The organism is Chryseobacterium elymi, from assembly GCF_003385495.1.
Lineage (GTDB): Bacteria > Bacteroidota > Bacteroidia > Flavobacteriales > Weeksellaceae > Chryseobacterium > Chryseobacterium elymi.
In genome coordinates this window covers 311,938-334,810 of record NZ_QNUH01000002.1, presented here as the reverse complement: position 1 = coordinate 334,810, position 22,873 = coordinate 311,938, and the positions used below count along the sequence as shown (strand labels likewise).

Sequence of the window (22,873 nt, the reverse complement as noted above, 5' to 3'; positions counted from 1 at the left end):
ATCTATATTTATATAATTACAATACTGTATATTTTATTTAATTAATCGGTTGCATTTTGTTGTTTTAATAATAAATTATAAACTTAGATAAGGAAATCCTCTCTGAAAGGTGCAAAGACATCAATTAACTGACCTTGTTCAAGGCATTTTACCCCATGAATAATATTGGGCTGTGCGAAAAACCCATCTCCTTCATGCAGAACTTTTGTTTCACCATCTACAGTGACTTCAAACTTTCCGGAAGCAACATAAGTGATCTGCGAATGAAAATGCTGGTGTAGAGCTCCAACAGCATCTTTCTCAAATTTTACAATCACCATCATTACCTGAGAATTGTACCCAACAAACTGTCTTGAAACACCGTTTCCTAAACTATCCCACCCAGAGTTTCCGTTAAAGAATGGTTCTTTTTTTAAGTCCATGTTTATTTTTTTTTGAATTAAATTCTTGCAGAATCTGCTGAATCATCTAAGAGCTTTTTGCATTCTCTTTGTCATTCGGTAGGAATTTTCTCACCTTTATAAAGAGGGTTTAGATGCCACGCTTTACTTCTGAACTTTGTTCACAAATCCTTCAGTTTGTGCTCTAATGACAAACTCTGCGTAAAAATTTTGTTATTTAATATATTTTTCCAATCCGGTTTTCATATTTTTCAAAGAAGCAACTGCCAGTTTTGCAATAGATTCAGCTCCCAGTTTTGACAAATGAGTATCATCATCTTTACCTTCCGGGTAATAGGCTTCATCACCCTTTTTATAATGCAGATGCAGCTTCATTGAACTTTCCGGACCATAAGAAATCTCCAGTTGCTCTGATAATAATTGTAAATCAACAAACGGAACTTTTAAATCATTGGCAACCATTCTTACAACCAAAGGATATTCTTTATGGGTATCCACCAATACTCCGTTTTCATTGAAATTTCTCCTCACAATTGAGGTCATCAGAATTGGAGTTGCGCCTTTTGCTCTTACCTCATTCACATATCTTTCCAGATTAGCTTTGTATTGAGTATATGGATTGGTAAAACGCAAAGAATCATTTACCTTTTGGTCGTTATGCCCGAATTGAATGATCACAAAATCTCCTTTTTTAAGCTGTTTCATCACTTTATCCCATCTGCCTTCTGTTCTGAAGCTTTTTGAGCTTCTGCCATTTGTTGCATGATTTTGAATTTCAATCTTCGCAGTCATTAATGGCGGAAGCATTTGTCCCCAACCATGTTCCGGATTCTTATCCGGATTTTCCTTGTTGGCCATGGTGGAGTCTCCAATTAAGAATAATGTTGGTTTTTGTGCACATGTCAATATTGATAAAAAAACGGACGTGATTAGAAGAATTTTTTTCATTTTTTAAATTAAGTTTTATTGATATTAAACTTTTTAAGATACTTCGACAAGCTCAGCATTGCACACCGGTAAAAACACTAATTAATTGTCATTAAACACTTAGTAGGAGCAATGGCATGTTGAGCCCTATCCAAGCCTCTCATTAATTATGTATTAGGATTCCATCCATCAAATATTTTTTCAATAGTATATTTTTTCAAATCTTTTTTTGTTAATTGATGCGACCATTTTACACGCTTTGAAACATTTCCACCTTCACCCTTGCTTCTAAATTCTGCATAATATGCTGTTTTTTCTTTATCAGGAAACATTTTATCACCTTTCCATGGGTTCCAGCCTTCGGGTAAGATGTGTTTTCCCATTTCTGTATTGATGAAAACTGTTTTGGAGTAAGGTCTCCAAGGCCTTCCCAAATATACTTTTGTGATACCTTCCTTAGCAATTAATTGACAATCGAAAAAAACAAAACCATATCGCTTGTTGGCTTCCGTTGCGGCTGCGGTGATGTAAGAATCGGCTAAACTTTTAATCGTACAATTCTTAAAAATAACCGTTGCCTGACCAAAAATAAAGTCTGTTGTTCCTTCGATATAACAGTTTTCAAAATATTGTCTGCTGTGATTGGTAGCGGAATAAACAGTGTCCTGACAACCCAGAATTTTAGAATTTTTAATCACAAAACGATCGCCTTCTACATGCAGAGAAACTGCCTGCCCTTTGTTACAAGAGCTGTTTTGAACCGTTAAATTACTGATTTTAATATCATCACCCATCACCAGCAAAGTATAAGAATTGAACGTTGTCATTTTTTCATTAAATGCATCTGATTTTCCTGAAAAGTCATTATTGGTGATAATGGTATTGTCCTTATTTTCACCTTCTACTGTAATTTTATGTTTTGAAGAAGGGATTGTGATTTTTTCATTATAAGTTCCCGATTTAATGAAAATTAGTGCTTCTGCAGGTCCTAAATCTCTTACTGAATTAATTGCTTTTTGAATCGATGTAAAATCTCCGCTTCCGTCTTTAGCCACAGTAATTTTAATGTACGGATCATTTCCTGCCATGAGAAAATTAGCAATAGAAATAAACAGAATTAGGAGTATTTTTTTCATGAAATTTACTTTAAAGCTGGTCAATCTCAATCTTAATCTATTTCAAAACTTTATTTAAAAAGTCAACAGTATAATTCAATGTTTCTGTAAACCATGGTTCTGCGCTCCAAAATGAATGCGGAGAATCTTTAATTTCATGAAACTCAGTAGGAATATTATGGTTCTTTAATTTCTTCATCATATCGTCTCTTCCGGCATGGAATCGGGGCTGAGAGCTGTTGACGAAAAGGGTAGGAGGCGTATTTTTGTCCACATATTCCAGAGGTGAAGCCTCTGTCCAGTTTTTCAAATTGATATTTCTGTCGCCACCCAACCAATAGGAAGCGTAAATGCTTTCTTCAGCTTCGGGATGAATAAATGAAACAATTCCATCAATATTGATGATTGCCTTAATTTTATTCTTTTTCTTAACACCAACCAAAGTCGCCATTTGTGCTCCAGCCGATTCGCCAAAAACCACCATTCTATTTCGATCTAAATAATATTTTTTTCTGTTTTTCTTTAGCCAATGAATAGCTTTTTCAATATCTTCAATTCCGGCGGGATATTTTGCAACATCAGCCAACCGATAGCCGACTGCGATTGCGACATACCCTTTTGAGGCTAATTCCATTGCCATGAATTTTTCATTTTCTTTATCTCCCGAAATCCATCCGCCACCGTGCACCATTGCAATCCCGGGGTGTTTTGTTGTTTTATCAAGAGGATAATAAACGTCTGCTTTTAATGAGAGACCGTTGATGTTTGCATATTCTATATCTTTATCAATCCCGATATTTTGCGGAACCGGTCGATCTATCGGAGTAATAAAAGGATTTTTTTTCTTTAATTTTTCAAAAGTCAATTCGTTGGTATAAGGAGTCGCATTCGGCCGTTGAATCTGGCCGAATGCTAATGTTCCTCCCATTAAAAAAATAGAAATATAAGTATGTTTTCTGTTAAAAATCATTCACTTATGGAATTTTTATTTAACTGCATTTTTAGCTACCTCCGTTCCAATAGAAAGTAAATTTTTATCGGACGTTATTTCTTTCGGCAATAATACTGCTCCTGTTTTGTTTCCTAAAACCTTAATGTAAGGTTTGTTTGCAGATTCAAATTTTACCGTTGAAAGGTTGATGTTTTTACTGTTGTAAACCGTTGCTCCTGTTCCTTCAGCATATTTCAGCTTCACATTTTTTAGTTGAATTCCGTCTGCATCTACTATTGTTAAAGCTTTTTTCGTGTCAAACTGAGAATCTTCAATCACGATATTTTTAAGATTCATTTCTGCTAAACCGAACAATGTAATCGCTTCATAAGAATTAACTGCATTGATGTTTTTAAAGAAAATATTTCTAAAAACAGGAGTTTCATCTGTTACGGGATAAACCTTTTCCGGGGTGTTGTTGCCTTCTTTCTTCTGTCCGTCTTCCAAAACCGGTGAAGCGCCTTCATAGAACATATTGAATCCGATTACCTGAGTTGGGATATTAATCATATCGATATTTTTGATGTAAATATTTTCGACGATTCCACCTCTTCCGCGGGTAGTTTTGAACCGAAGACCAATATCCGTTCCGATGAAAGTACAGTCGGAAACGTGAATATTTCTCGCTCCACCCGACATTTCACTTCCTACGACGAAACCTCCATGACCGTGGTACACAACATTATTTTTAATGATGACATTTTCAGTCGGCATATTTCTTTTTCTCCCGTCTTCATTTTTTCCTGATTTAATGCAAATCGCATCGTCACCAACATCAAATGTGTTATCGTAAATCAAAACATTTTTACAGGATTCCAGATCTACACCGTCACCGTTTTGTGAAAACCAAGGATTTCTAACGGTAAGATTTCTTAAAATTACATTCGAACACATTAACGGATGAAGGTTCCAGGCCGGGGAATTCTGGAAAGTGGGACCGTCCAGCAAAACTTTGTCGCAACCCACCAGACTTACCATTACAGGACGAAGAAAATCTTTAACCGATTTTAGCTCTTCTTTAGAAATTTTATCAGGAACATTAAAATTTGAACTGCTTTCAAATCCTTTTTTATAACTTTCTGAAGGATACCAGGTTTTACCGTCGGAAGATAAGATTCCACCGGATTTTACAATTTCTTTCCATTCAGATTCAGATACTTTTCCTTTTTTGATGGCCCTCCAGGCATCACCACTGCCGTCGATTACTCCTTTTCCCGTGATGGCAATGTTGTTAGCATTTCTTGCAAAAATTGGCGACTGACAACGAACTGTGTTTAGTCCCTCAAAACTTACATCAACCAAAGGATAATCATTTTTGTCTTTGCTGAATATGATGAATGCTCCTTCTTCTACATGAAGATTGATGTTGCTTTTCAGCTCTATAGGGCCTGTGAGCCACATTCCGCGGGGAACAACCAGTTTTCCGCCGCCTTTTTTACTTAAATTCTCAATTGCTTTTTTGAAAGCTTCTGTATTTTTTACATTTCCACCCGCAATTCCGCCAAACTGTGTGATGGAGACCGTGTTTGCGGGAAAAGAAGTTTCCGCAACCTGAGGCATTTTAAACTCAATATTTTTATAAATATCCAGGTTCTGAGCATATATGTGCCCTGAAAACATCATGGCTGCAGCCAGACCGATAACTTTGAGAGACTTCTTCATTTTATTTTTTTTGAGTTTTAATTATTTTTTTGAATTCCTGATAAACAATCGATGCCACCACTTTTGCGCCTTCCGGTTGGAAATGGGTGTTGTCTTTTTGACCTTTTGGATAAGCTTCATACACGTTTTCCGGAAGATTCATGAAATAGTGATTTGTGGTAAAATCCTGTCCTTTTTTCGTAAAATAGTCCATGGACAATTTGTTTAAATCAATATAAGGAACATTCATTTCTTTGGCAATATCGATTGGAGCCTGCCAGTATTCTCCATGTACATTTTCAAGTTTTCCGTCTTTCCAGGGATAATTTCTGGCTACGGGTGTCAAGATGATTGGATTTCCTCCTTTTTGTTTGGTCTGGGTCACAAATAATCTTAAAAATTCTTTAAATCCTTCAATATTTACATACCGTTCTGTATGTTTTTCCGAGCTGTCGTTATGACCAAATTGCATGATAACATAATCATTCGGCTGCAAATGTTCGTACACATATCTCCATCTTCCTTCCTGAAAAAAAGTTCGGGTACTTCTTCCGCCATGCGCTCTATCGATAATGACAACAGAGTCTGTTGTGATGTCAGGTCTCAAAAAAGCCAGGCTGTCTTTCACAAAAAACGGTTGAAAAACCTGTCCCCAACCTGTAATAGGATAACGGACTTTCATATAATCTTTTCCCGGTTCGTAGTTCCCCGTATAATCTGCCATTGTGGAGTCTCCGATAAGATAAATATGCGTGACTTTTTTATGGTTTTTTACTGTTGTTTTTGGGGTTCCTTTCTGTGACTGACAGGCAGACAACAGCACAGCAGCGAATAAAAATGAAAGTATCTTGTATATTTTTTTTGTCATTGATTTTAATTTTTCCATAAACCTTATAGATTTTTAAAACCTATAAGGTTTAGATTAGGGAACTTCAAAGTTTAATTTTTAGTAATTCTAAACCAGTCAAAATCCGCATATCCTCCACGAGGGGCTTTTGCTGTGCTTATACTGTATAAACCGACTTTGGCACCAATCCATTTTCCAGGTTTTGCCTGAAAAATGTCACCAACTTTTGTAAAGTTTTTTCCGTTTTCGCTGTAGCTGAACTGGCATAATCCATTTGGTTCGGTAACATTTACTTTTAAATAAGCTTCGTTTCTTTTTAGTTTTGTTTCAAACAAAATCTTTTCTTCACCTCCTTTATCCGCTTTTTCGGCTCTTTTTAGCTGTAAATAATATCCGTCCGGTTTATTAGTAATAACGATGGATTCATGGTCTAATCCCATTACCAAAAGTCCTGCAGTTTTTCCTTCTTGAGCATCTTCCGGAGTTAATTTTACTTTCGTGGAAGCTGTAAAATTTGGTGCCGGGAACTTTTGAGTTAATAAATTCGGAACGTTCCAGAGATTTTTTTCTCCTTCAGAAACTTTCATGGAAAATAATCTTAAAAATTTCTGTCCGGGAAGTTTGGAGGACCAGACAATATTTTCGTTCGCGCTCCATTGCCATTGCATGCCTAATTTTTCACCATCAAATTCATCCGTTTCGGGAGGTGTAACAACAGGATAGGCTTGACCAATATTTGGTTTTTTATAGGTTAAGACCGGTTCACCAATTCCGTTTTTATTATTGTCGATTCCGATGACAGGCCAGTCTTTTTCCCATTTCATCGGCTGTAAATGAACGATTCTTCCGCCCGCATCTACATCCTGAAAATGGTAAAACCAATCATCACCTGCAGGTGTATCAACCCAGGCTCCCTGATGAGGTCCGTTGATTTTTGTTGAACCCTGTTCTAAAACAACTTTTTCTTCATAGGGACCATAAATATTTTTTGACCTTAGTACCAATTGCCAACCTGTTGCCACTCCGCCTGCAGGTGCAAAAATATAGTAGTAGCTGTTTCTTTTGTAAAATTTCGGGCCCTCAACGGTTGGATGAGCGTCATGACCATCAAAAATATGAACACCCTTATCCAACACTTTTGTTCCTTCCGGATTCATTTTATTCACTGAAAGTAAACTTTTAACGCCTGCGCGGCTTCCTGCCCAACCATGAACTAAATACGCATTTCCATCATCATCCCAGAACGGGCAAGAATCGATCAAGCCTTTCCCCTCCATCACCAAAACGGGTTTTTCCCAAGCTCCCAGCGGATCTTTGGTTTTTACCATATAAATTCCAAAATCGGGGTCGCCCCAATAGATATAGAATTCACCTTTATGGAATCTGATACTCGGTGCCCAAACTCCGTCACCTCTTTTGGGTATTGAAAAATGTTCTTTGGGAAGGACCTCCGGAAGTGCATAATTCACTAATTTCCAGTTGATCATATCTTTTGAATGGAGAATAGGCAATCCTGGAGCTTCGTTAAAGCTTGAAGCGGTCATATAATAATTTTCACCAACACGAATCACGTCTGGATCGGAATAATCTGCATACAAAATCGGATTTCTGTAATTTTTTCCCTGATCGGCTGTCCAAACTTCGGAAACATAGTTTTTTTCCTGCGCATTGAGATATGTTGACGCAACTGAAAGTGCTGAAATTACGGCTATATTTAAAATGCTTTTTGTCTTCATTAAATCAGATTCATTTATTGTAGTTAGTAAATTTTTAATGCAAAGAGCGCAAGGATTTTCTTAAATTAATACTGTTTTTAAGCTCGCAAGGGCATTTCACTCAGCAAAGGGTGAGTGTTTTTATTTCTCAAATTCTAAGCTTGCCAAAATGAAAGGCCCTGTTCCTTTCGGGTCATTGGACCGAATTTCTTCATTCACATAATATTCGTAAGAACCATCTCTGTAAGGATTTCCGCCTAAACCAGCAACTGCGCAGCATCTGTTTAAATTTACCACTCCGTTTTCATCAACTGTAATTAAATTTTTGATAATGCCGGCATAGCCTTTTTCTGCATATTTTTTATATGCCTTTGTCAGATATCCTTTGTTGACGGATTTTATCATTGTGTATACAAACATGGATGAGCCCGTGGCTTCCAAATAATTTCCTTTTTCACCGCCTTTATCTAACACCTGATACCAAAGCCCGGTTTGTTTGTCCTGAACTTTAATGACGGCATCACAGTAAGATTTTAAATATGAAATTAGTTTTGCTCTTCCCGGATGATTTTTAGGAAAATAATCAAGCACATCTACGATTGCCATTCCGTACCATCCCATTGCTCTGGACCAGAAATTGGGTGAAAGTCCTGTATTTTTGTCTGCCCAGGCTTGTTCTCTGCTTTCATCCCAGGCATGATACAGCAAACCTGTTCTTTTATCTAAAAGATTTTTTTGAATTAAATCAAACTGATTAATAATATCATTGTAAGCCTTTTCTGCGTCCATACCTTTTGAAAAGTCGCGGGTATAATGTGCATAAAACGGTTCGCCCATATAAAGGCCGTCTAGCCACATTTGGCTTGGGTAAATTTTCTTATGCCAGAATCCACCTTCTGAAGTTCTTGGTTGTCCGTCAATTTGAGAACGAAGCGTTTGTAAAGCTTTCAGATATTTATCCTTTTTCTCTTGCTGATAAAGATAAAGCAGAACATTACCGCAATTCAGCATATCAATATTATACTTTGAAAGATCATAGGAAATGATGTTTCCGTCTTCTTTTACCATCGTATCGCCGAACCTTGAGATGTAGTTATAATATTCTTTATTTCCAGTTTTTAGGTAAATGTTTTTTGCTCCTTCTAAAACTATGGCGGTGGGATAGCTCCATTTTGGAGCCTTATTATAATCAAGCATCCAGGCTTCAGGAAAACGATTCATTTCTGAAAGCAGCATTCTTTCTGACCATTTCAAATTCAACGGAACTATTTTACCTGATTTTGAATTTTCAATAATTGCTTTTGGCTGAGCGGTCTGCCTTGTTTGTGTACATGCCAACAAAATCCCTGATCCCAAAATCGTGAGTGTATATATTTTAACTTTATGGTTAATAAAATTCATTTATTGTAAACTTTAAAGTTGGTGAGTTTTATCTAAAATGTCCAGTTTTTTATCCAAATCCTGATAAAATGCTTCTTCTGTCTTCAAGCCGTTTGGTTCCAGTGACCAGGCTCCCAAAAAGTAATAAGAAATGCTCTTTGTTTTCTTGAAGACCACGGTATGAGTGGATTTTGTTTTTACATATTTGTCAAAACTTTCGAGAGGATAGAAGACAGCCATTCCTAAATTATCATCTTTTTTGGTTTCTGTTTGATTGCCGTAAGTGGCTATGTAGGCCCATTTTTTATTTTTGCTGATTCCCTGTTTCACCGGAATATTTTTAATGGCAACAATCCCGGTACATAATCCTGAAATGGTGTTGGTTAAGTTTAAATCTACTTTTACAAAACGGTCTTTATTAAAAATCGTCAGTTTTGACTGTAAATCTATGGCATCACCCCAAGTTTTCCAGCCTTTGTAATTGATGGTGGCATAAGATTGCTCTTTTTCATTATTGACTTTTACGGCAGTATTTTTTACGATTTTAAAGGTTTCAACAAAATCATTCTGCTCGTCATATCTTCCGTAAGATCCAATACCGATCGTACGACCGGATTTCAAAATATCCTGTCCCCAGGGTGCGTCATGATGATAAGATTCAAAACCGTCCTGTCCGACTTCAGGCAAAACCAAAGTATTTACTTTTTTACCAAAAATATCAGTAGCATTTCTCCAGTCTAAGTATAATCTATAGCCGATCTGGTTGTTTTCCAGACCGATACCTTCATATCTGATGTAAGAAGAATGATCTGTATGTTCGGCAGGGAGTACAAGTTCATTAATATTTTTAAAAGTTCCACCAACATACTGATTGCCTTCCCATTTTCCGCCTTCTTTAATGGAAAGTTCGGCATAAGAAAAGGGAGCTTTTGGATTTTTCTTAATTTTTTCAATCACAGAAACCTGAGCCAGAGAACATGTTGAACTTAAAAATGCTCCTGCAATTACTATTTTAAACACACTGAATTTCATAATATTCTTTTATTAGATAGCTGGTTTTTAACTAAAAGTTTTCATGGTTATTAATATTGTCTTTCGGTTATTTTTTTTACCAGATCGTTAAAATATACTTCAATATTATCGTAGTTTTTATCTAAATCACGTCCATTGGAATTGGCAACCTTGGGGTTTAATTTATTTTTAATTTCCCATTCATCGGGCATTCCGTCGTTATCTGAATCGGGGAGGGGGTTTCCAGGGTTTAAGGTTGGAAATCCGCCGACATCATTTTGAGAATCAATAATTCCGTTGGTACTTCCTTTTGAACCTTTGTATGTGAAACTTCCATTTTTTGCATCTTTTAAAACGTGCAGATCAACGGCATCTCTCACCAAACTTGCTCCTCCAAACAGCAAAATTTTCTCATAGGCTTCTTCTGCAGAATGAGTTTTCACATTGTCTTTAATATCGTGTGGCTGATTGATTTTTATGGAGTTTTTATCTTCATCCGTCAGATTATAAGCTTTCATCTGACCAAAAACACCTTTCGTCCAGTTATCCTTCGTGATTTCCGGGCTTCCTTCCATAACATTTCCGTTGATGTAATATTTCCCCCAAATGTTGTACACTTCAGCTTCCGGTTTTTTATTTTTATCGATGCCGACAATCCGTTGTTTTATCGTGGTTGCAGGACCGGGTTTGTAGTAATTATTGACGATATTCACGTTCATTCCTTCGCCTCCGTACACATTGTTGTGTCCCCAATTGTAGATCGCATTATTCCTGAAATCGGTAAAATCGGTCAATGCAAATTTACTTCCTGCATATTCCCCTAATCTGGGAGTTCTGCTGTCGTGATGGGCGTATAAGTTATGATGAAAAGAGGCAAATTTTCCACCTGCAATTCCGCCATATCCGTGAGTGCCTTTTTCGTGTGCAGAGTTTCTCAAACTTTCAGAAATTACGCACCATTGAAGTGTAGTATTTTCGTTGACATAAATGGAAACCGTCTCATCCGTAGACCAGCTCATCGAGCAGTGATCAACCATGAGATTTTTGATAAATCGTGCACCAAAGGCATCACCCTGATATTTTTTGTAATCACCCATCCTGAATCTCATATAGCGGATAATTACATTATCTGCCGCGACAAAAGTTTCGTAATTGGCAACGGTAATTCCGTCTCCGGGAGCGGTTTGTCCGGCAATAGTGACATCACCTTCTTTTATTTTTAGTGGTGATTCCAAGTAAATCGTACCGCCTGTTTTAAAAACAATATATCTTGGCCCGTTTTGGTCTAAAGCATATCTCAAAGTACCTTCCGAACCGTCATCCGTCAATTTTGTCACGAAATAAACCTTGCCGCCACGTCCGCCGGTTGTGTATCTTCCGAAACCTTCTGCACCGGGAAAACTTAGAACGTTTTGAGCTTCCACAAAAGTCAAACTTCCGCATACAATCCCTATCGTCATTATTTTTGTGAAGTGTTTTTTCATGGTTGAAAACTTTTTAGCGTTTTGGTGTTTTGATTTAAACTATTTTAAACTTTTTTTCGCGTTCCAGTGGTCTTTTCCTTTGAGAATATTTTGTGTTGTATATTTTTTGCTTTCTTGTTTTGTTAACTGATGTGACCACGAAATTCTTTTTCCAGCATCTGCACCGGTTCCTTTTGAATTAAATTCTGCGTAAAACGTTGTTTTTTCTGCATTTGGTTTGTTCCAGTTGTGCCATCCTTCCGGTTTTATGGTGGAATTCATCTCGCAATCAATGTAAACTGTTTTGGCAAAAGGTCTCCAGGGTCTTCCTAAGTAAACGGAATTTTCTTTAGCATTTCCGATGATTTTAGACTGAATAAAAACAAATCCGAATTCGCTTTCCTGTGGGGTAGAGGCGGCTGTGATATAGCTTGATGTTTCTTTAGAGTAAATTATACAGTTTTCAAAAACGGCAGTTCCGGCTCCGAAAATGTAATCGGTTGTACCTTCGATATAGCAGTTTTTAAAGTAATTTCTTGAGGGTTTTGTTTTATCTGTTAAATCCTGCGCTCCTTTTAAATATAAGGTATCCTGATTTCCTAAGAATCTGCAGTTTTCAAAAGTAATTCTGTCACCCGAGGTTAAAACCGCAACCGCTTGCCCAACTCTGCCTGAGCTGTTTTCAAATGAAATATTTTTTGCTGTAAAATCGCTTGAATAAATAAAAACTGTTGACGAACCTGTTGTTCCGATCTCTTTTCCATCCGGATTCTTTTTTGAAGCATAATCATCGTAAGTGATGATGATATTTTCAGGATTTTCTCCTTCAATTAAAATAGGTCCTTTTGTTTCAGGAACGATAATTTTTTCTTTGTAAACTCCGGCTTTAATTAAAATTTTTGTTTTTCTGGAAGAACCATTTTCAATGGCATCAATGGCTTGCTGTAACGTTGTGAAATTGCCTTTCCCGTTTTTTGAAACCACGATTGTTTTATCATTGATTTTAAAAGAAAGAAGACATACCAATACGATCGAAAATATTGAAATTGTTTTAAAATTTTTAATAAAAAATGAAGTTTTCATTAAATAAATTTTGAGTTAAAATACAGACTTCTCTTTATGAGAGTAAGCCTGTATTTTTTTGATATGAAACTTTTATCTAATAACCATAATCCTGTGTAAGATTATAGTTGGAATTAATTACATCTAGTGCTATTGGAAGCAATTCTTTTTTATTTGGCTGGAAGTAATATGCATAACTTTTGATAGGATCACCACTGATATACGGTTGAGTTATGGCAAGCCTCCAGTTTACTTTTGTATATCCGGAAGGTGTTGCCACACTTTGATTAGGGCTATAGAAAACATCAGCCTTTGTAACTCCGTTGGCAGTATAAAAATCGATGTCCAATACATTTTGCTGAGCTGTTTTTGTAGGCGTGTAAGCTACTTTTTTATAGAAAATATATTCAGGGATGTTGGCATAAGCTCCAGTACCGTTCATAAACTGCGTAAGTTTCTGTCTGGTTTCGTTAATTTTAGTTTCTAGCAGATTCCAACGGATCAAATCGTATTTTCTAAGTCCTTCCCCTCCGAATTCTAATTGTCTTTCCTTAACAATAAAACTGAAGAATTCATTTTTAGAAGTAGGAATAGTTCCCACTTGGCTTAAATTACCTGCATAAGCTCTCTGCCTAACCGCTAAAACAGCATTAATGGCGTCTTGTGACGGCCCACTGTGAAGTTCATTATCGGCTTCAGCAAACATTAGGAGAATATCTGCATATCTCAATAGCGGCCAGTCGATCCCGAGGTTCTGAGAAGTTCCGGTAATGTTTGTCCAGGATTTTCTGAATTTACCGTCATTCCAGTTAATTGCTGTTTGAAGTTCTTCCTGTTTTGTAGTGCTTACCCTGAAGATCGCAATATTAACGTCTCTTCTTAAATCATATTTTGTAAATTCATAAAAATAAACAGGGATCGCATTGATGCCTCCTGAAGATTTCCAATCTGTATCATCATGTCTTAAACCATTGTAGTAACCGATTTTACTGTCCGTTCTTGAGTTTCCTCCGAATGCTCCTATAGCATATATAATCTCATTTGTCGCATCGGGACTATTGGTATGCAATGATCTGAATAAGCCTTCATAGCTCGGATTCAGCTGATGCTGCCCGGAATTCATGATATCTTTACACTCGTCGTAAGCGATCTGGTAATATTTTTGTGGATTCGTACCTTGCAACATCTGTTGTGGATTTCTTCTTAAGGAATATCCGGCTCTTGCTAAAGCAATTCTTGCTCTTAACCCTTTTACAGCAGCTTTTGATATTCTTTGTGCTGTTGTGTTGCCTTCTGATTTCCAAGGGACTAAGCTTTCGGCTTTTAATAAGTCATCCAGAATTTTATCGTAAATAACATCTCTGTCTGTTTTTGCAAGATACAAATCCGGAAGGTCTGCGGATGGGACGTCTTGAAACGGAACATCACCCCAGTTTTTAATAAGGTCATAATAGAATTGGGCTCTCAGCGTTAAAGCTTCACCCAAATATCTGTCCATTAATTTTTTGTCTGCTGCAGAACCTGTTTGGTATACCGGAGAAATCGGAATATTTTTAATAACAAGGTTCGCTCTTTCAATTCCTGCATAAGTATCTAAGAAAGGTCTTAAAAGTTCGGTATTGGTTGGTATGGCACCAAAGCAGCTGATTCCTCTTCGGTCATTGGCATTGTAATCCCCTGAAGTTCTTAGGTCGTCTCCCGATTGTGTAAGGATAAGATTCATTCGCTGACCATAGGTATTATCACCCATAGTAGCATTATAAACTCCCACTAATGCTGAAAATGTGTCAGATGCGGAGTCAAATTGCTGCTTTTCAGCTGTATTAGATAAGCTTTCTACATCCAGATATTCTTCACATGAATTTAAAGATATCAATCCTACAATGGAAAATAGAATAGCTAAAAATTTATTTTTTTTCATAATATTAGATTTAAAAAGTTATATCAACTCCTGATAAGATAAATCTGCTTCGCGGGTAAGCTGCATAATCAACACCGGGTGTTAAAGGATTCCTTCTTGTGTTGGCTTCCGGATCATATCCGGAATATCCTGTTAATGTAAATACATTGTTCATTGTAAAGTACAATCTGAAATTTGAAAGCCCCAGCTGTTTAGTAAATTCTTTACCTAAAGAATATCCTAACGTAACGTTATTTAATCTAAGGAAAGATCCGTCTTCGATTGCATAAGAGTGCAAGAAATATGCACCCGCGGGAGGAGTCCACATGGTTGTATTGGCATTTAGTGCAGCCAATTCTGCAGGATCATTTACTTTAACCCCTGCATCATTAAACCATCTCCATCTGTCGGCGACTTCTGCCAGCATATTATTATCTCTGTAAAGATATTGCGTAGAATATTCTATTTTGTTGGCATTATAAACTTTATTTCCTACAGAGAAGTTAAACATTAAACTCATATCCCAGTTTTTGTATCGAAAAGTCTGATTGAACCCTCCGTAAAATTTAGGCTGGGCATTTCCCAGGTCTGTCATATCCTGATTATCAATAATGCCGTCATTGTTAAGATCCTGAAGTTTAAGATCTCCGGGTTGTATGAGCTTTGCTCCGTTTGCAGCAGCAGAGGCACTCGGAATACCGGCTTTTAATGTATAAACCTGTGTAGTAGGATTATAATCAAAGTCGTTTATTTCATATCTTCCTGCCGTAACATATCCCCAATAAGTACCTACCGGTTTGCCAACCTGTACTAAAAAATCATTCAGATTGTTCTGCCAACCGGACGGATAGTAGTAAAAATTAGCACTTGCAGAAGCATTATTTCCTAAGCTTTTGATTGTATTTCTGTTGGATGAAATATTGGCATCAATTTTCCAGGTGAAGTTTTCTTTGTTAATGATTGTACTTCCTACAGAGAATTCAATACCTTTATTGGTAGTACTTCCGGAGTTTTGATATTGGTATTCATAACCTGTAGTCTGAGGGATTTTTGCCAGAAGTAAAAGATCTTTTGTATCGGTCTGGTAAACATCAAGTGTACCGTATACTTTTCCTTCAAATAGCCCGAAATCTAAACCTGCATTTCTGGAAGTTGCAGTTTCCCATTTAACGTTTTTGTTGGCCATAATATTACCTGTAGTAGCACCGGGTGTTACATTGGTTCCGAAGGCATATCCGTAATCTGATGAGGTAATAAAGAATGTGTCATATAAGAAAGAACCAATCCTATTGTTACCGGATAAACCGTATCCTACACGAAGTTTTAATTCGCTGATGGTTTTGCTGTCTTTTAAGAAATTTTCTTCAGCAATTTTCCATGCCGCAGAAGCTGCCGGAAAATATCCCCATCTGTTTCCGGGCCCGAATACACTGGATCCGTCTGCCCTCATGGAAGCGGTAAGGATGTATTTGTTATTGAAAATATAGTTGGCTCTTCCAAAGAAAGAAGCTAATCTGTCCGGAACTCTTCCTGCTTTTGGAGCATCCTGAACCAATCCGTTTGGTGGCGATGCCGACTGAATATTGGCAAATGCTTCTTCTGCACTTATTGATTTTGGAAACCATTTAATGTTAAGTGCTAATGATTCACCATCAGTTTTTACGATTTCCTGCCCGGCCAATAAGTCTAATTTATGTCTTCCGAATGTTTTTCTGAAATTTAAAGTATTGGTATTGGTAATTCTTCTGGTCTGGGTTTTGCTAAGAAATACCACCGGCTGATCGTTATTTTGTCTTGCAAGGCTGGTTACCGTACCCGAGAACTGATTGACAAATTCATCTCTCTGTACATAGCCGATAACACTTCTGAATGTAAAATCTTTATTGATTTTATATTCTAAAGTTCCATTAAGCATCAGATCGTTTCTGCCGTTTTCTTTAATTTCATTATTGGCCAGTAAAATAGGATTAACCAGGTTGGTCTGATCTGCAAATAGAGGATCAAATTCATCAACAATTACTGTAGATCCCCCTTCAAAGGGCTGATATCTTACAGCATTTCTTAGTCTGTTGGTGCTTTGCGAACCTGTAGAGGATGTTCCTGATCCGAAAATAGTTTGTCTGCTGTATCTTGCGTTTAAAGTAAGGCTTAATTTCTTTGAAATATCATAATCATATTTGAAATTAGCCATATTTCTTTTAAATCCGGAACCAATCATGATTCCGTCTTCATGTACATTATTTAAAGATAATGAGAAAGATGAATTATTAGATCCTCCTGTAACAGAAAGATTGTGAGTAAAGTTGAATGCTTCTCTGCCAAAAACTTCATCCTGCCAATCTCTTTTTTTAATATCTTTATATTTACCTAACTCTTCGAAGGTCCCATATCTGGTTTTAAAAGCATCAACATCAGTCTGTATACCCGCTCTGTTGTATAGCTCATATTGGTAAAGCACGTATTGATACGGATCTAGTACATCAATAGTATTCTGTATTGATCTCACTCCTAAAAATCCATTATAATTAATAGATGTTTTAGCCTTCTTACGTCCTCCTTTTGTCGTAATTAAAACTACACCATTTGCTCCTCTGGCTCCGTAAATACTGGTTGAAGAAGCGTCTTTTAAAACTTCAATAGATTCAATTTCTTTCGGTGATAAAATAGATAGTGCATTATCCATCTGAACACCGTCTACGATATAAAGCGGAGCATTACTGCCGGTAATGGAGTTACCTCCTCGGATTACAATGTCTACATCAGCTCCGGGTGAGCCTTCACTTAAAGAAACCTGAACTCCCGCCATTCTGCCTTGGATGGCTTCTGCAGCATTATTGGAAGGCATATCTTTAATAGCTTCTGCTTTTACCGAAGAAACAGCATTGGTAACATCTTTTTTAGAAACTTTAGTATAACCCACCAAAACCACTTCTTCGATTTTGGTATCTTTTTCCTTTTTTGTTTCTTTTTCTTGAGCCATGCCAAGGACAGGAAGTATAAAAACAGTTAGATATAACCACTTTATTGATTGTACTCTTTTATCCATTTTGTATCCTTATAATTTTAATTGTTGGTTGAAAGTTTTTTTCAATCGTTTTTGTTTTGTGGATTTGTAAGTATTCTACTGATTTTAGTGGTAAATATTTCCTGAAAGATTTACACATTATAATGTGCAATCGATTGCGTAAATTTTCATGATAAATATCTTGGCTTCTAAACTAATATTATTTTCCAATATGCAAAGAAAAAAATATTATTTTTTTATTAATTTGATTGTTTAAAGCTGACGAGTTTATAAATAAAATGATACTTGCTACAATGTAAACCGCTGTAAACTAATTATTTGTTTAATCTAAAATATGCTGAAAATTTAAGTTTAAAAATAAATTTTCTCTTATTATTTAGCATTTTAAAACTTAAATTTTGCTTAAAATTTGTCCATTTCCGGTCTCAGAAATTCTCCAAAAACGACAGTCAAGAGTGATTTCTTTGCATTTTTCCTGACTTTTATCATCTTTTAGGTTGATGTTTTTAGTTGAATTTTGTACTTGATACTCATTGTTCTTATTGTGTGCGATATGTATATTAGTTTTGATATATATTTATCAAATAAATATCAAAGCTTTGTTATTTATTTTTGGCATGGTTTTGTACATAATTGCAATTTGAGTATTAATTTTGGTTAATATGATGAGTGCAATTTCCTTAAAATTTCTTGTTTTCTTTAGTCTTAATTTAAAATATTTATCTAAAAATCAATAATTTACAATTTTAAATTAATTTTTTGTTAACTAATTAAAGAATAATTATATATTTATCCCAATAAGTATTTCTATCAAATTTAGTGTAATTTTATGCAATCGATTACACATGGTTAAATGGTTTTGATAAAACCGCAAAAGAAAAGTATAAAATAAAGCAGTATGACACAGTCAGAATTTCGTTACGCCCATCATCCTGAAGATGCAAAGAAGTACACTACTGAAGATCTTAGGAGGGAGTTTCTAATCAATGATTTATTTAATGAAGATAAGATAAAATTAGTCTATACTATGTACGACAGGCTAATTGTAGGAGGTATAATGCCTTCTGCAAAACCTTTAAAACTGGAACCGACAGACGATTTAAAAGCTAAAAATTTTCTTGAAAGGAGAGAATTGGGAATCATCAACGTTGGCGGTGCCGGAAAAGTAACGGTAGACGGCGAAGTGTATGAGCTTGCTAACAAAGAAGCCCTATATATAGGTAAAGGTGCTAAAGAAGTAGTTTTTGAAAAGTCAGGTGATGATCAACCTTATTTTTACATCAACTCAGCTCCCGCGCATCATACTTATCCGACAAAGAAGATCACGAAAAACGAAGCCGAAATTGTAGAATTAGGCGAAGAAAAATACGCCAACCAGCGTACGATCAACAAAATGATTGTCAATTCTGTGCTTGAAACATGTCAGCTTCAAATGGGAATGACAGAGCTTCATACCGGAAGTGTATGGAATACAATGCCTTCACATACGCACACAAGAAGAATGGAAGCGTATTTTTATTTTGATTTGGAAGAAGGTCAGGCAATCAGTCATTTCTTAGGACAGCCTCAGGAAACGCGTCATATTTTTATGAAAAACCGTGAAGCTGTGCTGTCTCCGGAATGGTCTATCCACTCAGGAGTAGGAACTTCCAATTATACTTTTATCTGGGGTATGGCCGGGGAAAATATGGACTACGGTGATATGGACGGTATCAAAACTAACGAACTAAAGTAATTTTTCTAATGAATTTATTTGATTTATCCGGTAAAGTAGCCGTTATAACTGGCGGTACTCACGGATTAGGAATGGCAATGGCTGAAGGTCTTGCCGCTGCAGGTGCTGAACTGGCGATTACAAGCACGACACCGTCAAAATTAGAGGAAGCTTTAAATTATTATCGCAATAAAGGATACAATGCAACCGGTTATCTTTTTGACGTGACAGACGAGCTGGAAGCCGCTCAGAAAGTGGCTCTAATGGAAGCCACTCATGGAAAAATAGACATCCTTGTCAATAACGCAGGAATCATCAAACGTATTCCGGCGGTTGAAATGGAGGTCGAAGACTTTAGAAAAGTAATCGATGTAGACCTTACCGGACCTTTTATCATGTCAAAATTAGTTGGCAAACAAATGATCAAAAGAAAATCCGGAAAGATTATCAATATCTGCTCGATGATGAGCGAGCTTGGTCGTGACAATGTAGTCGCATACGCTTCTGCAAAGGGCGGTCTGAAAATGCTTACCAAAAATCTGGCGACAGAATGGGCAAAACACAATATTCAGGTGAATGGCATCGGTCCCGGATATTTTGCAACTTCTCAGACAGAACCAATCCGGGTTGATGGACATCCTTTCAACGATTTTATCATTAGCAGAACTCCGGAAGGAAGATGGGGAAATCCCGAAGACCTTGCTGGAACAGCTGTTTTCCTTGCTTCGGATGCAAGTAGGTTCATCAACGGACAAATTATTTATGTTGATGGTGGAATTTTAGCGACCATCGGAAAACCGGCTAATGAGTAACAACAGAATTAGATTAGAATGAAACCTTTTATAACAGATCAATTTTTACTACAAAATAAATACGCTGAGGAATTATATTTCAAATATGCGGAAAAACAACCTATCATTGATTATCATAATCATTTGATTCCTAAAGATATTGCAGAAGATACCGTTTTCGAAAATATCTCAAAGGTTTGGATTGCAGGCGACCACTACAAATGGAGGGCAATGCGAACACTGGGCGTGAACGAAAAATTCATCACGGGAGATTCTTCAGATAAAGAGAAATTTGAGGCTTGGGCAAAAACGGTTCCTTATACATTGAGAAATCCTCTGTATCACTGGACGCATTTAGAATTAAAAAGATACTTCGGAATCGATGAATTGTTGAATGCAGACAACGCATCAGAAATTTACGAAAACATTACCGCTCAGCTTCAGACTCCTGAAAAATCGACAAGAGGTTTATTAAAAATGATGAATGTGGAATCCCTGTGCACAACGGAAGATCCTACAGATCTATTGAATTATCATCAGGATTTGGCGAAAAGCGATTTCAGCATTAAAATAAGCACAGCTTTCCGTCCTGATAAAGCGATTTTAATTGAAAACCACAACTTCGCAGATTACATTTCAAAATTAGGCGAATCAGCGGGAATTGAAATTAATTCTTACCAGGGATTATGCGATGCTTTACTAAGAAGAATTGAATATTTCCACGAAAATGGATGCAGACTTTGCGACCACGGACTGAACAATATTTCTTTCGAAGAATTTACAGAAGCTGAAGTAAATGCTATTTTCAATGATAAAATCTCAGGAAAAGTAATTGCTGAAAAGCAGGTGAATCAATTTAAAACAGCCATTTTATTATTCTTAGGGGAAGCTTACCACAAGTTCGGATGGGTTCAGCAGTTCCATTTGGGTGCTTTGAGAAATAATAACGAAAGAATGCACAGAATTCTGGGCCCGGACACGGGTTGGGATTCTATTGGTGACTTCGTTCAGGCTGAAACGTTGTCTAAATTGCTAAATACTTTAGATGGAAAAGATAAATTAACAAAGACAATTCTATATAATTTAAACCCCGCCGACAACGAGATTTTCGCGACAATGATCGGGAATTTCAACGACGGTAGCATCAAAGGTAAAGTTCAGTTCGGTTCAGGATGGTGGTTCCTTGACCAGAAAGACGGAATGATCAAGCAGATGAATGCCCTTTCAAATATGGGATTGATCAGCTGTTTCGTTGGAATGTTGACGGATTCCAGAAGTTTCCTTTCGTACCCGAGACACGAATATTTCAGAAGAGTATTGTGTAATCTTTTCGGAGAAGAAATGAAAAGTGGTGAATTGCCTGATGATATCGAACTGATTGGTAAAACCATTTCAGATATTTGTTATCATAACGCTAAAAATTATTTTGATTTTTAATTGAATAAAAAGATTCTCACAGATTTAGCAGATTTTTTGACGTAATGATCTACAAAATTTGCTTAATCTGCGAGAAATAAAAAATAAAATTTTAAACTATTAAGGAGAATTAAGACGTTAAGTTTTGATTAAGGTAAAATCAAAGATTTTAATTCAGCAAAATGCTTAAAGCGAAGTTCAACTTAATTTTTCTAAACTCCTTAAATAAAATCTTAATAGTTAAAAAATAAATATCTGAAATTTCTTCTACTTAAAAAGTCTTTGAGTTCTTGGTTGAATGAAATGCCTTTGCGAACTTAAAAACAGTTAGTAGTTAAAAAAATCTTTGCGCACTTTGTGTTAAATAAAATCAGATTTTAAAAATTAAATGATCGTTAATTAAGAAAATGAGCAACAAAATAGTCACATTCGGGGAAGTCATCATGCGACTTTCACCACCCGGAAACAGAACGATGAAGCAAAGCCACGAAATGGAATTCTTTTTCGGCGGAACAGAGCTTAATGTAGCATCTTCATTGGCAACAATGGGTTGTGACGTGAAACATATCAGCAGTGTTTCTGATGATTTTGTGGGTGAATCGGCGGTTTCTTTTATCAAAAGTTTTGGGATTGATACAACTTTCATCAACAAAAATGAGCATCCTTTAGGTTTGTATTTTTTAGAAGTGGGTTCATCAGTTCGTGCCAGCAGAATTGCTTACAACAGACTGAACGGTTCTTTTGCGAATATTAAATCTGGACAAATTAACTGGAAAAAAGCGCTTGAAGGCTGCAAATATTTCCACTGGACAGGAATCAGCCCTGGAATTTCCCAATCTGCTTATGAAAGCCTAAAAGAAGGTTTACAAACAGCCCGTGAACTGGGAATTGAAGTTACATCAGATCCGGCTTATCGCTCAAACCTTTGGAAATACGGCAAAAACGGTAATGAAGTTTTAAAAGAATTGGTTTCATATTCAACGATTTTCATCGGTGGAGTGAATGAAATTAATGAAGTTCTCGGAACCCAGTTTTCATCAGATAAAGAAGGCTTTATGGAGGCCTGTAAAGAATTAAAACAACAAATTTCTTCTATTTATAAGGTTTTCGATAAAATAAGAATCGGCGTTACGGCAAGTTCTCAACAAACACAGGGAAGGGCTTTAATTGAAGAAAATTATTTTGAAACAGAGCTTTTGGAAGTAAATCCTGTAGTCGACAGAATTGGAACAGGTGATGCCTTTGCAGCAGGTCTGATTTATGGCTTAATCAATTTTAATGACGAAAAAGCATTAAAATTTGCCAACGCAGCCTGTGCAATCAAACATACGATTCCGGGAGATATCAATTATTGCAGCGCAGAAGATATTCTGGAAGTCATGAACGGAGATTCAGGAGGAAGAATAAAAAGGTAAGTTGTTTTGTTATTGGTTGCTAGTTATTAGTTTTTAGCAATTTCATTAAAAGGAACCAA

The 22,873-nt window shown here is 36.4% G+C and carries 17 protein-coding genes; 4 read left to right on the top strand and 13 right to left on the bottom strand.

Going from position 1 to position 22,873, the window contains the following annotated elements; genetic code table 11:
• Positions 1-83: 83 nt before the first annotated feature.
• The 13 genes from DRF60_RS03870 to DRF60_RS03810 all read right to left on the bottom strand — a co-directional run bounded on the left by DRF60_RS03870 (position 84) and on the right by DRF60_RS03810 (position 17,499).
• On the bottom strand, positions 84-422 hold the full coding sequence (locus DRF60_RS03870) for a cupin domain-containing protein (protein ID WP_116010803.1): 339 nt from the start codon (positions 420-422) through the stop codon (positions 84-86).
• 192 nt (positions 423-614) lie between these two features.
• Complete coding sequence (locus DRF60_RS03865) at positions 615-1,349, bottom strand: rhamnogalacturonan acetylesterase (RefSeq protein WP_116010802.1); 735 nt, start codon at positions 1,347-1,349, stop codon at positions 615-617.
• 146 nt (positions 1,350-1,495) lie between these two features.
• The gene (locus DRF60_RS03860) at positions 1,496-2,464 is read right to left on the bottom strand and encodes a pectinesterase family protein (protein WP_116010818.1); all 969 of its coding nucleotides are present in this window, start codon (positions 2,462-2,464) and stop codon (positions 1,496-1,498) included.
• A 37-nt stretch (positions 2,465-2,501) separates the two neighbouring features.
• A complete protein-coding gene (locus tag DRF60_RS03855; RefSeq protein WP_116010801.1) occupies positions 2,502-3,413 on the bottom strand; it encodes an alpha/beta hydrolase in 912 nt (303 codons plus the stop codon).
• A gap of 15 nt (positions 3,414-3,428) precedes the next feature.
• On the bottom strand, positions 3,429-5,096 hold the full coding sequence (locus DRF60_RS03850; protein ID WP_116010800.1) for a glycoside hydrolase family 28 protein: 1,668 nt from the start codon (positions 5,094-5,096) through the stop codon (positions 3,429-3,431).
• Between the two features lies 1 nt (position 5,097).
• The gene (locus DRF60_RS03845) at positions 5,098-5,943 is read right to left on the bottom strand and encodes a rhamnogalacturonan acetylesterase (protein WP_116010817.1); all 846 of its coding nucleotides are present in this window, start codon (positions 5,941-5,943) and stop codon (positions 5,098-5,100) included.
• A gap of 71 nt (positions 5,944-6,014) precedes the next feature.
• A complete protein-coding gene (locus tag DRF60_RS03840) occupies positions 6,015-7,658 on the bottom strand; it encodes a glycoside hydrolase family 43 protein (protein WP_116010799.1) in 1,644 nt (547 codons plus the stop codon).
• A 120-nt stretch (positions 7,659-7,778) separates the two neighbouring features.
• Complete coding sequence (locus DRF60_RS03835) at positions 7,779-9,038, bottom strand: glycoside hydrolase family 88/105 protein (protein WP_116010798.1); 1,260 nt, start codon at positions 9,036-9,038, stop codon at positions 7,779-7,781.
• Positions 9,039-9,050: 12 nt separating this feature from the next.
• The gene (locus DRF60_RS03830; RefSeq protein ID WP_116010797.1) at positions 9,051-10,049 is read right to left on the bottom strand and encodes a DUF4861 family protein; all 999 of its coding nucleotides are present in this window, start codon (positions 10,047-10,049) and stop codon (positions 9,051-9,053) included.
• A 50-nt stretch (positions 10,050-10,099) separates the two neighbouring features.
• On the bottom strand, positions 10,100-11,512 hold the full coding sequence (locus tag DRF60_RS03825) for a pectate lyase family protein (RefSeq protein ID WP_116010796.1): 1,413 nt from the start codon (positions 11,510-11,512) through the stop codon (positions 10,100-10,102).
• Between the two features lie 39 nt (positions 11,513-11,551).
• On the bottom strand, positions 11,552-12,574 hold the full coding sequence (locus tag DRF60_RS03820; RefSeq protein WP_116010795.1) for a pectinesterase family protein: 1,023 nt from the start codon (positions 12,572-12,574) through the stop codon (positions 11,552-11,554).
• Positions 12,575-12,650: 76 nt separating this feature from the next.
• Complete coding sequence (locus DRF60_RS03815; RefSeq protein WP_116010794.1) at positions 12,651-14,474, bottom strand: RagB/SusD family nutrient uptake outer membrane protein; 1,824 nt, start codon at positions 14,472-14,474, stop codon at positions 12,651-12,653.
• Between the two features lie 10 nt (positions 14,475-14,484).
• Positions 14,485-17,499 (bottom strand): SusC/RagA family TonB-linked outer membrane protein, encoded by a 3,015-nt coding sequence (locus tag DRF60_RS03810; RefSeq protein WP_116010793.1) that lies wholly within the window; start codon positions 17,497-17,499, stop codon positions 14,485-14,487.
• A gap of 877 nt (positions 17,500-18,376) precedes the next feature.
• On the opposite strand from DRF60_RS03810, the gene kduI reads away from it, so the two are divergent.
• The 4 genes from kduI (at position 18,377) to DRF60_RS03790 (ending at position 22,814) form a co-directional block, all read left to right on the top strand.
• Positions 18,377-19,213, top strand: coding sequence for a 5-dehydro-4-deoxy-D-glucuronate isomerase (kduI, locus tag DRF60_RS03805; protein WP_116010792.1), 837 nt, complete (start codon positions 18,377-18,379; stop codon positions 19,211-19,213).
• Between the two features lie 8 nt (positions 19,214-19,221).
• Positions 19,222-20,004, top strand: coding sequence for a gluconate 5-dehydrogenase (locus tag DRF60_RS03800; RefSeq protein WP_116010791.1), 783 nt, complete (start codon positions 19,222-19,224; stop codon positions 20,002-20,004).
• An 18-nt stretch (positions 20,005-20,022) separates the two neighbouring features.
• On the top strand, positions 20,023-21,420 hold the full coding sequence (uxaC, locus tag DRF60_RS03795; protein ID WP_116010790.1) for a glucuronate isomerase: 1,398 nt from the start codon (positions 20,023-20,025) through the stop codon (positions 21,418-21,420).
• 386 nt (positions 21,421-21,806) lie between these two features.
• Positions 21,807-22,814: a sugar kinase gene (locus tag DRF60_RS03790; protein ID WP_116010789.1), complete on the top strand. Its 1,008-nt coding sequence runs from the start codon at positions 21,807-21,809 to the stop codon at positions 22,812-22,814.
• The last annotated feature ends 59 nt before the right edge of the window (positions 22,815-22,873 follow it).